The organism is Dyella halodurans (assembly GCF_026283925.1).
Lineage (GTDB): Bacteria > Pseudomonadota > Gammaproteobacteria > Xanthomonadales > Rhodanobacteraceae > Dyella > Dyella halodurans.
Window position 1 is genome coordinate 227005 of the sequence record NZ_JAPDPF010000006.1, and the last position, 13456, is coordinate 240460.

At 65.9% G+C, this 13456-nt stretch carries 14 protein-coding genes; 8 read left to right on the top strand and 6 right to left on the bottom strand.

Annotated elements, in window-relative coordinates; translation table 11 throughout:
• Nucleotide 1 precedes the first annotated feature (1 nt).
• From OUZ49_RS13645 to OUZ49_RS13670, 6 genes are all read right to left on the bottom strand, one after another.
• Complete coding sequence (locus OUZ49_RS13645; RefSeq protein ID WP_266151020.1) at nt 2-1042, bottom strand: HlyD family secretion protein; 1041 nt, start codon at nt 1040-1042, stop codon at nt 2-4.
• 9 nt (nt 1043-1051) lie between these two features.
• Nucleotides 1052-1252, bottom strand: coding sequence for a DUF1656 domain-containing protein (locus OUZ49_RS13650; protein WP_266151021.1), 201 nt, complete (start codon nt 1250-1252; stop codon nt 1052-1054).
• Complete coding sequence (locus OUZ49_RS13655) at nt 1242-3383, bottom strand: FUSC family protein (RefSeq protein WP_266151022.1); 2142 nt, start codon at nt 3381-3383, stop codon at nt 1242-1244. Before OUZ49_RS13655 ends, OUZ49_RS13650 begins: the two co-directional genes overlap by 11 nt.
• A gap of 3 nt (nt 3384-3386) precedes the next feature.
• Nucleotides 3387-3881, bottom strand: a complete 495-nt coding sequence (locus OUZ49_RS13660) for a MarR family transcriptional regulator (RefSeq protein WP_266151023.1) — start codon at nt 3879-3881, stop codon at nt 3387-3389.
• A gap of 143 nt (nt 3882-4024) precedes the next feature.
• Nucleotides 4025-4441, bottom strand: coding sequence for a DUF4156 domain-containing protein (locus OUZ49_RS13665; RefSeq protein ID WP_266151024.1), 417 nt, complete (start codon nt 4439-4441; stop codon nt 4025-4027).
• Nucleotides 4442-4533: 92 nt separating this feature from the next.
• Complete coding sequence (locus OUZ49_RS13670) at nt 4534-7407, bottom strand: M16 family metallopeptidase (protein ID WP_266151025.1); 2874 nt, start codon at nt 7405-7407, stop codon at nt 4534-4536.
• Between the two features lie 272 nt (nt 7408-7679).
• Here OUZ49_RS13670 and OUZ49_RS13675 point away from each other — a divergent pair, with 272 nt between their 5' ends.
• The 8 genes from OUZ49_RS13675 (at nt 7680) to OUZ49_RS13710 (ending at nt 13352) form a co-directional block, all read left to right on the top strand.
• Nucleotides 7680-7883, top strand: coding sequence for a hypothetical protein (locus OUZ49_RS13675; RefSeq protein WP_266151026.1), 204 nt, complete (start codon nt 7680-7682; stop codon nt 7881-7883).
• A 61-nt stretch (nt 7884-7944) separates the two neighbouring features.
• On the top strand, nt 7945-8409 hold the full coding sequence (gene trmL, locus OUZ49_RS13680; protein ID WP_266151027.1) for a tRNA (uridine(34)/cytosine(34)/5-carboxymethylaminomethyluridine(34)-2'-O)-methyltransferase TrmL: 465 nt from the start codon (nt 7945-7947) through the stop codon (nt 8407-8409).
• Between the two features lie 193 nt (nt 8410-8602).
• Entirely contained in the window at nt 8603-9256 is a 654-nt protein-coding gene (locus tag OUZ49_RS13685) for a ubiquinone biosynthesis accessory factor UbiJ (protein WP_266151028.1), read from the top strand.
• Between the two features lie 8 nt (nt 9257-9264).
• Nucleotides 9265-10902, top strand: a complete 1638-nt coding sequence (gene ubiB, locus OUZ49_RS13690) for a ubiquinone biosynthesis regulatory protein kinase UbiB (RefSeq protein WP_417323500.1) — start codon at nt 9265-9267, stop codon at nt 10900-10902.
• 21 nt (nt 10903-10923) lie between these two features.
• The gene (locus tag OUZ49_RS13695) at nt 10924-11625 is read left to right on the top strand and encodes a pseudouridine synthase (RefSeq protein WP_266151031.1); all 702 of its coding nucleotides are present in this window, start codon (nt 10924-10926) and stop codon (nt 11623-11625) included.
• Between the two features lie 69 nt (nt 11626-11694).
• Nucleotides 11695-12117 (top strand): alternative ribosome rescue aminoacyl-tRNA hydrolase ArfB, encoded by a 423-nt coding sequence (arfB, locus tag OUZ49_RS13700; protein ID WP_266151032.1) that lies wholly within the window; start codon nt 11695-11697, stop codon nt 12115-12117.
• Nucleotides 12114-12710 carry a 1-acyl-sn-glycerol-3-phosphate acyltransferase gene (locus tag OUZ49_RS13705; RefSeq protein WP_266151033.1) on the top strand — a complete coding sequence of 199 codons (597 nt, stop codon included), beginning with the start codon at nt 12114-12116 and terminating at the stop codon, nt 12708-12710. Before arfB ends, OUZ49_RS13705 begins: the two co-directional genes overlap by 4 nt.
• Before the next feature lie 6 nt (nt 12711-12716).
• Nucleotides 12717-13352, top strand: coding sequence for a LysE family translocator (locus OUZ49_RS13710; RefSeq protein ID WP_266151034.1), 636 nt, complete (start codon nt 12717-12719; stop codon nt 13350-13352).
• Nucleotides 13353-13456 lie beyond the last annotated feature (104 nt).

Below are 13456 nucleotides of genomic sequence, written 5' to 3' on the forward strand. Positions count from 1 at the left end.
ACTAAGGCGTGGGTTTGCCCTGGTCCCGGCCCCTGTCCAGCACCCGCCGCTGCTGCACGTCGATGCTCGCGGTCATGCCGGCCGCCAGCACGACATCGGCGGGAATGCTGGCTTCGTCGATGTCGATGCGCACCGGCACGCGCTGCGCCAGGCGCACCCAGTTGAACGTCGGGTTGACGTCGGCCAGCAGATCCCTGCCGGTGGGATTGTCGCGATCGGTGATGCCGCGGGCGACGCCGGTGATGCGGCCGCGCAGGCGCACGCCGCCGCTCAACAGGCGAATGTCGACCGGGTCGCCTACGCGAATGCTCGGCAACTTGGTTTCCTCGAAATAGCCATAGATGTAGTAGCTGTGGCGATCGATCAGCGCCAGGCGCGGACTGCCCGCGGCGGCATAGTCACCCACGCGTACATCGAGGTTGGTCACGTAACCGTCGACCGGCGCGCGCACCTCGGTGCGTGCGACGTCGAGCTTGGCGCGCTCCACGGCAACCTGCGCCTGCACCACCGCCGCCTCGGCCTGTTCACGCGCCGCCGTGGCCTGGTGGCCGCTGGCCTGGGCCTGCTGCCAGACGGCACGCGCCGTATCGGCGGCGGAGCGGGCGTCGGTACGCTCTTCCTTGGGCACGACGTCGGCCAGGTCCTGGCGACGCCGCGCCTGGTCCTGGCGCATGTCGTACTCGGCCCGACGCGCGGCGGCGCTGGCCAGCACGGCATCGATATTGGCGCCAGCGGCCCGCGCACTGGCTTCGGCGGCAGCAAGATTGGCCTGGGCTTGTGCCAGCGCGATGTGGAAGCGCTCGGGGTCGATGACGAACAGCACGTCACCCCGGTTGACCACCTGGTTGTCGACCACCGCCACGCGGGTGACCAGGCCGGAAACGTCGGGCGCAATGCGCGCCACTTCGGCGCGCACGCGACCGTCGCGCGTCCACGGCGAATACATGTAATGCCGCCACAGCGCGTGGCCAAGCAACAACGCCACCACGACGACGACGGCGGTGATAAGAAAGCGGAGCAAGGGCTGGGTCTGGATCTTCATTTCTATGACTCAGGGGTATAACAACAGGCCGGCAGCGCCGAACAGACAAAAGAACAAGGCGACGCGGAACAGGGAGGGATGCCAGACATAGCGGTACAGGCCATAGCGACCGACGATGGTATCGACCACCCATAACACCAGCAGGCAGCCGAGATATACCAGCAGGATGCTGGGCACCAACGCGTCGGCGAGGGCGATTTCACGGGGCATGGGATGGCTCGGGCGATTTGACGATATAGGGGGCGAGCGCGGACTCGTCGTCGCGCAGCGCCGTGCGTAGCTGCAACAGGTGCGCCAGCGCCGGCTGGCAGCTGGCGCGCGCCTGCGGCAAGGTTTGCGTGGTCAGGGTAATGGCATGGTCGACCGCGCGATCCGCCTGCTGCCAGCGCGCGGCGTCCGGCTCGTCATACAACTGGGCCAGCGCCAGCACGGCCTGCTGCATGATCTCCAGCAAGGGCGGCGGCAAGTCCGCATGCAGCATGTCCTGGCGCAATTCAATCACCGCGCGGCCGCAGTCATGCACGGCCAGGGCCCAGGCCAGCAGTTCCTTGGATTCGTCGCTTTTCGGCTGGGTGAACGACACGATCTGCTGGAACAGGTCGCGGTTGGCACTCTCGAAGCGGTAGAGCAGGCCTTCCATCGGGCCGGTGGCGGCGAGCGTCACCTGGCGACGCAGCTGTTGCAGCTGGCGCCGACGCAGCCAGCGCGTGCCGATCAGGGTCGGGATCACCATGAACGCCACGCCGCTCATCATCAAGCCAAACAGCGAGGCGATGCCATCGTTGATGAAACGCTCCGGGTTGTACTCCATCGGGTTCTTCAACGCGAAGATGTAGACAAAGCCCAGGGTATAGCCGGCACCGACGCCCGGCAGGGTCGCGTTGCGCGTAGTCAGATAAGGCCCGATCAGCAACAGCGGCGTGGTCGCGAGGATCAGCATCGTGAAACCGTCGCTACCAGGCAGCAGCCAGAACGTCACGATGTAAGCCGCCGCCATGCCCAAGGCATAGCCGACCCAGGTGTTGGCCGTGGCCGCCAACGGCGTGGGCGAGGTGGCCAGCAGGCCACTGAAGACGGTGGCCAGGATCAAGGCGCCGGGGCCAAACGGCCATGCCGTCGCCAGCCAGAACACGCTCAGCGTAAGCATGGTGAGGAAGGTACGCACCACCGCGATCAGCGGCGTGGCGTAGTCGTTGGCGCGCTTGAAGTCGACGCGCTCCACCGTGCCCTGCAAGCGTCCCTGCGTTTCACGCAGCGTCGCCTCCAACGCCGTGAAGTCGCGCAGCTCGTTGACGAAGCGGCGCAACAGCGTGGTTCCGCTGTCGAACTCGAGCAACAGCTCCGGGTCCTGGCGCAGTTCGTCACGCAGCTTGGCGGCCAGGGCCGGCAGCTTGGCCTCGCTCGCCTCCAGGCGCGTGGCCAACATGCGTGGCATCGCGCTTTCGCCCGGTTCCGGCGAAAGCGCCTCACCGACGGGTGCATAGAGCTTGATCAGCGCGCCCGCCGTACGCGGATGGTGGTTCCGTTGCAGCCGGTTGATCAGGTGGTGCAGCGACTGGAAGCTGGTGGCCGCGGCCATGTAGCGCAGATTGAGCAGCTGCAAGCGGCTGCTGCGCGCGCGGGCCTCCGGATCTTCGAAGATCACGGTCGAGCGCAGGTCCTCCAACTGCACGGCGGCACGCACAACGCGCAGGTGCGCCTGCTCCATCTCGGAACGGGGAATGTGGCCTCCCAGGCTGCCGCGTGCGAATTCGATGAAGTGCCCGAAGTGCTCGCGTGAACTGCGGCGCAGTACCTCGCGCAGGCGTTCGGGCAGCACGATGTCGCTGACCAGGCCGGCGATGATGATGCCGAGCATCACCTCGCTTACGCGCGTGACCGCGGAATTGAACACGGCGTTCGGGTTATTGATCGCCGGCAGCGCCACGATCGCCGCGGTATAGCCGGCCAGCACGAAGCCGTAGGACATGAAGTTGCGGTACAGCACGGCGCCACCCGCGCACAGGCCGACCCAGAGCGACAGGCTGAGCAGGAACAGCTCGCGTTGCTGCGGAAACGCCGCCATCAGCAGCAAGCCGCACAAGCTGCCGGCGACCGTGCCGATGGCGCGGTAGAAACTCTTCGCCAGCACCATGCCGCTGTGCGGATGCATCACGATCGACACGGTGATCATCGCCGTCGCCGGCTGCTCGAGCTGGAACACCATCGCCAGCCAGGCGGTGATGTAGAACGCCAGCATGCACTTGAACACGAAGACCCACGCCAGTCGCTCGCCGGTGAGGAACTCGGCCAACCAGGGCCAGGCTCGCTGCGTACGAAGATCCTGAGGAACCGCCGCCATGGCTTATTCGCGCTCCAGCTGCGCGCTGAATTTCTTCAGCAGGCGCTCCAGCTGCGCCATGTCGCGCGGATGCAGGCCACTCACCTGCCGCTCCAGCAGCGCGCACACATCCGGCAGGAAGCTCTCGATCATCGCCACCCCTTCGGCGGTCAGCGTGAGCGACACCTTGCGACGGTCCTCGTCGCTGGCGTGCCGCGCGATCAAACCCTTGTCGCAAAGCTCGTTGGTAAGACGGGTGATGTTGGCGGACTTCTCGCCGGCAGCATCGGCCAGCTCGGTCGGATGCAGCGTATAGCTCGCGGTGCCGTACAGCATCATCAACAGGTTGTACTCGGGATGATTGATGCCGTAGGGCCGCAACATCGCGTTGGCATCGTCATGTACGCGTTTATAAATGTGCTTGATCAACCGGATCAGCACCGCCGGCTCCAGCGGAAACGCTGGATGCCGCTGACAGGTGATGGCCAACCGCTGTTCGGTGGGAAGGAAGCTGCTCATGGCGTCCGGCCTAATTAGTACATATATGTATTATTTACATATGAATTTTATGGCTGTCGCGGAGTACGTGCAAGAGCGTCATCCCTTGGATGTGAAAAAGGCGCCACGAGGGCGCCTTTGTTTGTCGGGGAAAGCCGGGCGGCTTAGCCGCCCTTGACCGGGAACGTCTCGAAGGCCCCCGGCGCACTCGCGCTGGACGGGCTGGCCGGCTTGCCCGCCGGGTGGCTGGACGGCGCCAACTGCGCCGTGCCGCACTGGTAGGCGCCCCAGGGCTGCGAGCCGTCGGTCAGCTCGCCCAGTGGCTTGATGGTGTCGGCGTGCATCTTGGCCGCCTCATTGCGCGCCATCACCTCCAGCTCGTCGCGCACCTTGATGTCATTGCGATTGACCGGGCCGACATGGTCCATCACCGACACCGTGACCTTGCCCAGGTCATGACAGGAGGACACATCGCCGGTCCAGGCCGTGCGGACGTTCTTCGCGGCATCGTCCAGGGTGATGCCCCAGGTGCAGGCGCCAAGTAGCGCGATGGGAACGAGCAGCAGCAGGGTCTTGCGCATGGGTTACTCCGCAACATGAAATGTGAAAGCCGGGCGGTTACCCGCCCGGCCTCCATCCTAACCCGGGGACGTGAACAGGTCCCCACAGGAACTTACTTCGATGATACCGGCTTGCCGTCGCCATCGATCACCTGCAGCTCGCCCAGCTTGAGGTCGCGGATCGGCTGCTCAATCTTCTTGAGATCGCCCACGATGACCCAGGTCAGGGCCGGCGGCGCAATGATCTCCTTGATCGCCGCCTGCGCATCGGGTTGACCGACCGCTTCGGTTCGCGCCTTGAGCGTCTGCACATAGTCGTCCGGGCGGCCAAACTGCACGATCTCGCTCATCGCGCCCAGCACCGCGGCGCTGGTCTCGAAGCTGCCGGGCAAGCCGCGGATATGGGAGTCCTTGATCTTGTTCACTTCCTGCTCGGTCAGCGGACGCGGGCCGATCACGTCGGTCGCTTCCTTCAGCACTTCCCGGGCGGACTCGGCGGTCTTGTCCGTCTGCACCGGTGCATACATCAGGAACGGACGCTGGCCGATCGCGTCGCGCATGAAGCTGAAGGCGCCATAGGCCCAGCGCTTGTCCTCGCGCAGGTTCATGTTGAGGCGCGAGGTGAAGCTGCCGCCAAACGCACCATTGGCGATGTCGATGGCCAGCTCGTTGGGCGCCTTGCTCGACGGCGCCAACAGGCCGGCGAGCACCAGCGATTGCGGCGCATCCGGCTTGTCGATCAGGAACACGCGCGGCTTGGGCTGGGCGGCCACCTTGGCGATGTTCTTCTTCGGCACCGCGCTGGCCGGTGCCTTCCAGTCGCCGAACGCGGCCTCGAGCTGCGGGATGATCTGCTGCAGGGTGGTGTCACCCGCGACCAGGATCTTGACGTTGTCCGGACGCAACCAGTCCTGCTGGAACGCGGTCAGATCGGCCGCCTGCATCGACTTGATCGCCTGCTCCGTGCCGGTACCGGTGAACGGAATGCCGTAGGCGTGGTTGGCGCCATAGATCAGCGGCGGCAAGGTGCGCAGGGCCAGCGCCGAGGGCTGGGTCTTTTCCTGCGCGATGGTGGCCAGCCACTGGCCGCGCACGCGCTCGATGTCCTCGCCCTTGAAGGCGGGGTTGCGCACGATATCGGCAAACAGCTCCAGCGACGGCTGTAGCTGGTCGTTCATCGCGTTGAGCGAGGCCGAGCAGGCGTCCAGGCCACAACCCACGCGGGTGATCGCACCCAGGCGCTGCTTGCGCTTGGCCACTTCCACCGAGTCGAGATCCTTGGTGCTCTCGTTCATCAGCGTGGTGGTGAAGCTGGCCGTACCGAGCTTGCGGCCCTGGTCGGCGGCATAGCCGGCATCGAACATCAGCTGCACATGCGTGACCGGGATGGTGTGACGCTGCGCCAGTACGACCTCGATGCCGTTCTTGAGCTTGCCGCGCTCCAGCGTGGGGAAGCTGAGGTCCGGGAACTGGCTGACCTGGGGCACGCCGGTGCTGCGGTCGAGCTGGCTCTTGGCCACGGCGTAGTCGTGCTTCGCCGGCAGCTTGGCCGCCGGACGGCCTTCGGCCGGATTGAGCGCGACGACCTTGGCGTCTTCCGTATCCGGGTTGAACTCCTTGTCGGCGGGCAGCACGGTCAGCAGGTAGTCGCCTTTGCTCAGCCATTTGTTGGACGCCGCCTTCACGCTGGCCGCGGTGGCGGCATCGGCGCGTTCGAGGTCCTTCTTGTAGGCACCCGGATCACCGCGATAGACCTGGCCCTCGGCGAGGATCACCGCCTTGCCGCCGAAGCCACCGACCTTCTCCAGCCCGCGCACGAAGCCGGCGCGATTGCCGATCTTGGCCCGCTCCAGTTCGTCCGCCGTCGGACCTTCGGCGAGGAACTTGTTGAGCTCCTCGGTGATGACGGCTTCGACCTTGGCCGGGTCCACGCCGCTCTTCACATCGGCCTGGATCTGGAATTGGCTGGCCAGGGCGAACGGCGCGATGCTCGCCGACACGTTGTCCACCAGCTTGTCCTGATAGACGAGGCGCTGGTACAGGCGCGAGGTCTTGCCGCCGCCCAGCACGGTGGAGGCCAGATCAAGCTGGATCGAATCGTCGCTGCCCAGCTGCGGCACCACCCAGGTGCGATAGATGCGCGGCTGCGCCACGTGGTCGTGCTGTACGCCGCGCGTGGACTTGCTCAGCGGGGTGATCCACGCCTGCTGGCGCGGCACGGCCGGACCGGCCGGGATATCGCCGAAGTATTTCTCGGCCTTGGCGCGGGCCTGTTCCACGGTGATGTCGCCGGCCAGCACCAGGGTGGTGTTGGCAGCGCCGTAATAGTCGTGGAACCACTGCTTCACATCGGCCAGCGAGGCCGCATTGAGGTCGGCCATCGAACCGATGGTGTCGTGCTGGTAGGGGTGATTGCCGGGATAGGTATTGGACAGGATGTTCTGGTCGACGCGGCCGTAGGGGCGGTTCTCGCCCTGGCGCTTTTCGTTCTGCACCACGCCACGCTGCGTATCGAGCTCGTTCTGGCCGATCGCGCCGAGCAGATGGCCCATGCGGTCCGATTCCATCCACAGCGCCATGTCCAACGCCGTGGTGGGTACGGTCTCGAAGTAGTTGGTGCGGTCGAACCAGGTGGTGCCGTTCATGTCCGTGGCGCCCGCCAGCTCGAACGGCTGGAAATAGGTGCCCTTGTGGTTCTCCGAGCCGGAGAACATCAGATGCTCGAACAGGTGGGCAAAGCCGGTCTTGCCCTTGGGCTCGTCGGCGGAACCGACGTGATACCAGATGCTCACCGCGACGACCGGTGCCTTGTGGTCCTCATGCACCACCACGGTTAGCCCATTGGGCAGGGTGAAGCGGGTATAGGCAATGTCCGGAATCGCGTGGGCCGCCTGCTCGCTCGCCAGATTCGGCGCCGCGATCGCCGGCACGCCGGTCGACACGCTGAGCAGTCCTGCCACGAGCAGGGCGAGGGGCTTTCTTGCCATGAAGAAACTCCTGTTTCGCTGAATGAACACCGTGAGGCTATCGGTGGCTTCCCACCTTGGCAAATGACCAATGACAGGGGTGTCTAGGGATGCCTGGACTGTCCGCCACGCTGTCCGGTCCTGCTCGGCCGCTGTCCGCGGACAGCCATGTGCATTCGCGGGCACGCAAACAAAAGCCATGAATTCATTGACTTAGATTGCCATCCGAGGTTGGCACGCTGCTTGCCATATCTGCCATGTAGGACTCACCCACTTTCATCGGAGACATGATCATGAAATTCGAATCGTTGATGCTGCGCGGCCTCTTCGTCGTCTGCCTGCTGGTTTGCGGCCTGGTGCTTGGCGCCATGGTGACCGCCTCGCCGGACGCCGTTCGTCTCGCCGCCGCCGGCAGCGCTGGCCAGTTGCTGATTGCCGCCCCGACCACCTGCGCCCTGCCGCCCGACGGCATCGTGTGCCCGCGGATCAACGGCTGAGCAAGAACGTTCATCCGCTCCGGCGCTGTCGGGGGCGCGCACGAACCCCGATAATGGCCGGATGTTGCATGTCATTCTTTTCAGACCCGAGATACCGCCGAACACCGGCAACGTGATCAGGCTTTGCGCCAACACCGGCGCAACCTTGCACCTGATCCGCCCGCTGGGATTCGAGCTGGACGATGCCCGCCTGCGACGCGCCGGCCTCGACTATCACGAATATGCGCAGCTGGCCGTGCATGACGATCTTGCCAGCTGCCTGCACAGCATCGGCCAACCACGCGTGTTTGCGTTCTCGACACGCGGCCGCGTGGCCCACGTGGATGCCCGCTTTGCCGAAGGCGACGCCTTGCTGTTTGGTTGTGAAACGGCCGGCCTGCCCGGCGACGTGCTCGACGCCATCCCCGAAGCGCAGCGCCTGCGCCTGCCGATGCGGCCGAACAGCCGCAGCCTCAATCTCTCCAATACGGTTGCCGTGGCGGTCTATGAGGCCTGGCGGCAACTTGGATTCCTGGGCGCAACCTGACTCCCTCTCCCCTTAGGGCGACCCGAAGGTAGTCCCTGTGGGAGAGAGGGTTGGGGTGAGGGGTCAATCTAGCGACAGGCCCATATTTATGCCGGTTCTTTTGCGGACTTATCGCGAGCACCCGCCCCTCACCTCAATCCTCTCCCCGCAGGGGAGAGGAGGCAAAATCTGGCGAGCGGCTACAATGCCCGCCATGACCGAAGCCGTCTCCCGCTCCCTGCTCCCACGCCCGCTGCGCGCACTCGCCGGCCGCGCGCTGGAAACCGCGCTCAACCACACCTTGTCGCTCGACCCGGACACGGTCGGGCGCCTGGCCGCCCTGGATGGACGCAGCGTGCAGCTGCACCTGCGCGGCCCCGAGCTGGCCTTGTCTGTCACCGTCGATGGTGAGCGCCTGAAAGTCGGACCCGCCCAGGACGATAGCCATCTGCGCGTCGCCGCCACGCCGGGCAGCCTGCTCGCCATGCTGCTCAAGCGCGACGACGACGGCGTGGCGCCGGGCAAGGTGGAGATTGCCGGCGATGCCGAACTCGCGCGGCGCCTGGAGAAACTCGCCAGCAAGTTCGCACCGGATTTCGAGGAAGCGTTCGCGCGCACCTTTGGCGACGTGCTCGGCGTGCCGCTGGCCAAGGCGGTGCGCAAGGCGCTAGCCCACGCCCGTGAGACGGCCAGCCACCTCACCACCGACACGGCGGACTGGCTGCGCGACGAGGTGCGCGTGGCCGCAGCGCCGGGCGAAGTGGAAAGCTTCCTCGACGGCGTCGACGAATTGCGCGAACGCAGCGACCGCCTCGAAGCGCGGCTCGCCCGCCTCGAACAACGCCTGCGCAAAGGACCCGCCGCGTGACGACACCTCTGAACGTGGTGCCGCGCGTCTTGCGTGTCGCTTCCGTGCTGCTGGCCTACCGACTCGATGAACTGGTCGATGCCGCGCATTTGTTCCGCCCGCTCAAGCTGGTGCGCCCGTTCGTGGCCAGGGCACCGGCCGGTGTGGACAGCATGCCGCGCGGCGAGCGCCTGCGCCTGGCGCTGACCGAGCTCGGCCCGATCTTCGTCAAGGCCGGCCAGGTGCTGTCCACGCGCCGCGACCTGGTGCCGGCCGATATCGCCGACGAGCTGTCCCAGCTGCAGGATCAGGTGCCACCGTTCTCGGGCGCCGAAGCGCGCGCGATAGTCGAGCGGGAGCTGAAGGCACCGATCGGCCAGCTCTATGCCCGCTTCGACGAAACGCCGCTAGCCTCGGCGTCGATCGCGCAGGTACACGCCGCCACCCTGCACGACGGCAGCGAAGTCGTGGTGAAGGTGTTGCGTCCGGGCATCGAGCAGCGCATCGATCGCGATGTGAAACTGCTGCGCTCGTTGGGTGAACTGGCCCAGCGCTGGCACCCCAATGCCGACAAGATCCGCCCGCTCGACGTCGTCGCCGAAGTCGAGAAAATGCTGGAAAACGAGCTGGATCTGCAGCGCGAAGGCGCCAGCGCCAGCCTGCTGCGGCGCAATTTCGAGAGCGGCGTGGACCTGTACGTGCCGGCCGTGCACTGGGAACTGACCACCGGCGGCGTGCTTACTCTGGAACGCGTGCGCGGCGTCAGCAGCGACGATATTGCCGCCATCGATGCCGCAGGCATTGATCGCAAGGCACTCGCCGTGAAGGGCGTGCGCCTGTTCTACGAGCAGGTCTTCCGCGACAACTTCTTCCACGCTGACGCGCACCCAGGAAATATCTGGGTGGATACCACGCGACCCACCGAACCGCGCTTCATTGCGCTGGATTTCGGCATCATGGGCTCGCTGCCGGAAGAGGACCAGTACTGGCTCGCGCAGAATTTCATTGCGCTGTTCGAACGCGATTACGCGCGCATCGCGCAGCTGCATGTCGATGCCGGCTGGATGCCGTCCAGCGTGCGCCTGGACGAACTGACCGCCGCGGTGCGCACGGTGTGCGAGCCCTACTTCACGCGACCGCTTTCGCAGATCTCGCTGGCCGAGCTGGTCGTCAAGCTGTTCCAGACCGCGCGCCGTTATCAGCTGACCTTGCAACCGCAGCTGATCCTGCTGCAAAAGACCTTGCTGAACATCGAAGGCGTGGGTCGCATGCTCGATCCCGAGATCGACATCTGGGCGGTGGCGCACCCGGTGCTCAAGCGCATCCTGCGTGAACGCTACAGTCCGCTACGAACCCTGCGCACGGTCCGTCGCCGCCTGCCGGAATGGCTGCACGCCGCGCCGGAATTCCCGGAATTGATCCGCGATGCGCTGCGCCAGGTTGCGCGCGGCGAGCAGCGCAGCGTCAGCGATCCGAACGCACTGGCGCAGCAGCGTGACGATGCGCAGCGCGGCCAGCGCGCGCTCGCCTACGGCCTGCTGGGCAGCAGCCTGCTGATTGGCAGCGCGGTGCTGTGGTCGCAAGCGGCGGCACATGGCATCTGGCCACCGATTGCATCAGCTGTCCTGGGAGTCATCGTATTCGCCATCGGCTGGCCACGGCGCTAAGACACAAGCAGCCGTCATCCCATGCTCGAGATCCTCTACCAGGACGACGCCCTGATCGCGGTGAACAAGCCCGCGGGCCTCGCCGTGCATCGCTCCAAGATGGTCGGCAACGCCGAGGAGTTCCTGATCGACCAGCTGCGCGAGCAGGTCGGCGGCATCGTGTATCTGGCGCACCGGCTGGATCGCGCCACCAGTGGCGTCCTGTTGATCGCGCGCTCGTCCGGGATTGCCGCGGCGCTGGGCGAGCAGTTCATGGGCCGCGACGTGCACAAGCAGTACCTGGCCGTGGTGCGTGGCTGGCCGGAGCCGGAGGAGGCGCTGATCGACTACGCCCTGCCCGGCTCGCGCGACACCGGTCCACGCCGCGACGCCCGCACCCGCTACCAGCGACTGGCCACGGTGGAAGTGCCCATTGAGCTCGGCCGTTATGCGCAGCAGCGCTATGCCCTGGTGCTGGCGGAGCCGGAGACCGGTCGCTTTCGCCAGATCCGCAAGCACATGGCGCATATCCATCACCCGATCATCGGCGACTGCCAGCACGGCCGCGGCGATCACAACCGGCTGTACAAGCAGTACTTCAGCTGCCATCGCATGCTGTTGCATGCCTGGCGCCTGAGCTTTTCCCATCCGGTCTCGGGTCAGCCGATGCTGATCGAAGCACCGCTGGACGCCGCCTACCAGGCCCTGCTCGACCGCTTCGGCTGGACCCTGGCCGCTGGCTGAGCCCGGTTGCCGGCATGCTTTGCCGCGAGCCATGGCCGCGCATGACTTGCGCCCGCTAAACTGCGCGACATGCTCACCGTCAGCCGATCCATCGCCCTGCCCGAGACCGAACTGACCGAGCGCTTCCTGCGTGCCGACGGTCCAGGTGGCCAGCACGTCAATCGCACCGAAAGTGCGGTCGAGCTGCGCTTTGACGTGGTGCACTCGCCATCCCTGCCCGAACCCGTGCGGGAGCGTCTGCTGGCCCGCCGCGACCGTCGACTCACCGACGACGGCGTGCTGGTGATCCAGGCGCGTCGCTTCCGCGACCAGGCGCGCAACCGCGACGACGCGCGCGAGCGGCTGGTCGAGATCATCCGCGGCGTGCTGGTGCCGCCCAAGGCACGCATCGCCACCAAGCCCACCCGCGGCTCGAAAGAGCGGCGCCTCGCCGGCAAACAGCAGCGGGGCAAGATCAAGCAGACGCGTTCGCGTGACTGGAGTCGTGAATGAGTGACCGGATGCTGCCATCCGCCCCGCCCGAGGCGCCCAAGCTCAACAGCCGATTCTGGCCGTGGCTGGCGCGCGTCCTGCTGCGCCTGAGCGGCTGGCGCCTGCTCGGCGAACCGGCCAACGAGCCGAAGCTGATCCTGATCGGCGCGCCGCATTCGTCCTACTGGGACGGCTATTACGGCCTGTTGATGAAGATCGGCCTGGGTGTCGACATCAACATCATGATCAAGCGTGAAGTGCTGGATGGCCCGCTGGGCATCATCCTGCGCCCCATCGGCATGATCGCCATCAATCGCAGCGCGGCGCTCAACGTCGTGGACCAGATGGTGCAGCGATTCAACGAGCGCGAGCGGATGTGGCTGGGCATCACGCCGGAAGGCACGCGCAAGAAGGTTACGCACTGGAAGTCCGGCTTCCTGCGCATCGCGCACGATGCCAAGGTGCCGATCCAGACCCTCTTTCTCGACTATCCCAGCAAGACCTTCACGTTCGGTCCGGTGGTGCGGGCCACGGACGATCACGATGCCGACATGGCGAAGATCCGCGAGCTGTTCTCGCCCTATCGCGGCAAGCATCGCAACGCCAACGGATAAGCATTCGTGACCTCGCTCGGCATCCAGCACTTCGACGCCTTCCTGCTCGCCTGCATCGCGCTGAACCTGACGCCGGGGCTGGACACGTTCTACATCCTCACGCGCAGCGGGCGCGAAGGGCGTGCCGTGGGCGTCGCCGCTGCGCTGGGCATCAACGCGGGCTGCATCGTGCACACGCTGGCGGCGGTACTGGGCATCTCGGCGATCCTGATGACCTCGGCCATCGCCTTCAGCGTGCTGAAGTACCTGGGTGCGGCTTACCTGGTATGGATCGGCCTGCGTATGCTGCTTGCGCGCGGCACGGCGCGACAGCCCACGGTGACACGTGGCAAGGGCCTCGTGGCGGCATTCCGCCAGGGCATGCTGACCAATGTGCTCAATCCGAAGGTGGCGTTGTTCTTCCTCGCCTTCCTGCCGCAATTCGTGTCGATGCAGGCGGGCCATCCGCAGCTGGGCTTGCTGGTGCTGGGGCTGAGCTTCATCGGCACGGGGACGTTGTGGTCGATGGTGCTGGCCTTGCTTGGCGGACACATCCACCACCTGCTCCATACACGTCCGCGACTTGGTCAGGGGATGGATCGGGTGTGCGGCATGGTGCTGGTCGGCTTTGGATTCAGGCTGGCCCTGCAACGGCAGCCATAGCCACCCCGCCGTTTTTTTGTAGGAGCGCACCCAGTGCGCGATCGGTGGCACGGCGGCACCGCTACGTTGGCTTTTCGCGCACTGGGTGCGCTCCTATAGAAGCA

Excerpts from the sequence above, each read along its gene's own strand:
- OUZ49_RS13645 (WP_266151020.1), bottom strand. The coding sequence starts at position 1,042 with ATGAAGATCCAGACCCAGCCCTTGCTCCGCTTTCTTATCACCGCCGTC.
- OUZ49_RS13650 (WP_266151021.1), bottom strand. The coding sequence starts at position 1,252 with ATGCCCCGTGAAATCGCCCTCGCCGACGCGTTGGTGCCCAGCATCCTG.
- OUZ49_RS13655 (WP_266151022.1), bottom strand. The coding sequence starts at position 3,383 with ATGGCGGCGGTTCCTCAGGATCTTCGTACGCAGCGAGCCTGGCCCTGG.
- OUZ49_RS13660 (WP_266151023.1), bottom strand. The coding sequence starts at position 3,881 with ATGAGCAGCTTCCTTCCCACCGAACAGCGGTTGGCCATCACCTGTCAG.
- OUZ49_RS13665 (WP_266151024.1), bottom strand. The coding sequence starts at position 4,441 with ATGCGCAAGACCCTGCTGCTGCTCGTTCCCATCGCGCTACTTGGCGCC.
- OUZ49_RS13670 (WP_266151025.1), bottom strand. The coding sequence starts at position 7,407 with ATGGCAAGAAAGCCCCTCGCCCTGCTCGTGGCAGGACTGCTCAGCGTG.
- OUZ49_RS13675 (WP_266151026.1), top strand. The coding sequence starts at position 7,680 with ATGAAATTCGAATCGTTGATGCTGCGCGGCCTCTTCGTCGTCTGCCTG.
- trmL (WP_266151027.1), top strand. The coding sequence starts at position 7,945 with ATGTTGCATGTCATTCTTTTCAGACCCGAGATACCGCCGAACACCGGC.
- OUZ49_RS13685 (WP_266151028.1), top strand. The coding sequence starts at position 8,603 with ATGACCGAAGCCGTCTCCCGCTCCCTGCTCCCACGCCCGCTGCGCGCA.
- OUZ49_RS13695 (WP_266151031.1), top strand. The coding sequence starts at position 10,924 with ATGCTCGAGATCCTCTACCAGGACGACGCCCTGATCGCGGTGAACAAG.
- arfB (WP_266151032.1), top strand. The coding sequence starts at position 11,695 with ATGCTCACCGTCAGCCGATCCATCGCCCTGCCCGAGACCGAACTGACC.
- OUZ49_RS13705 (WP_266151033.1), top strand. The coding sequence starts at position 12,114 with ATGAGTGACCGGATGCTGCCATCCGCCCCGCCCGAGGCGCCCAAGCTC.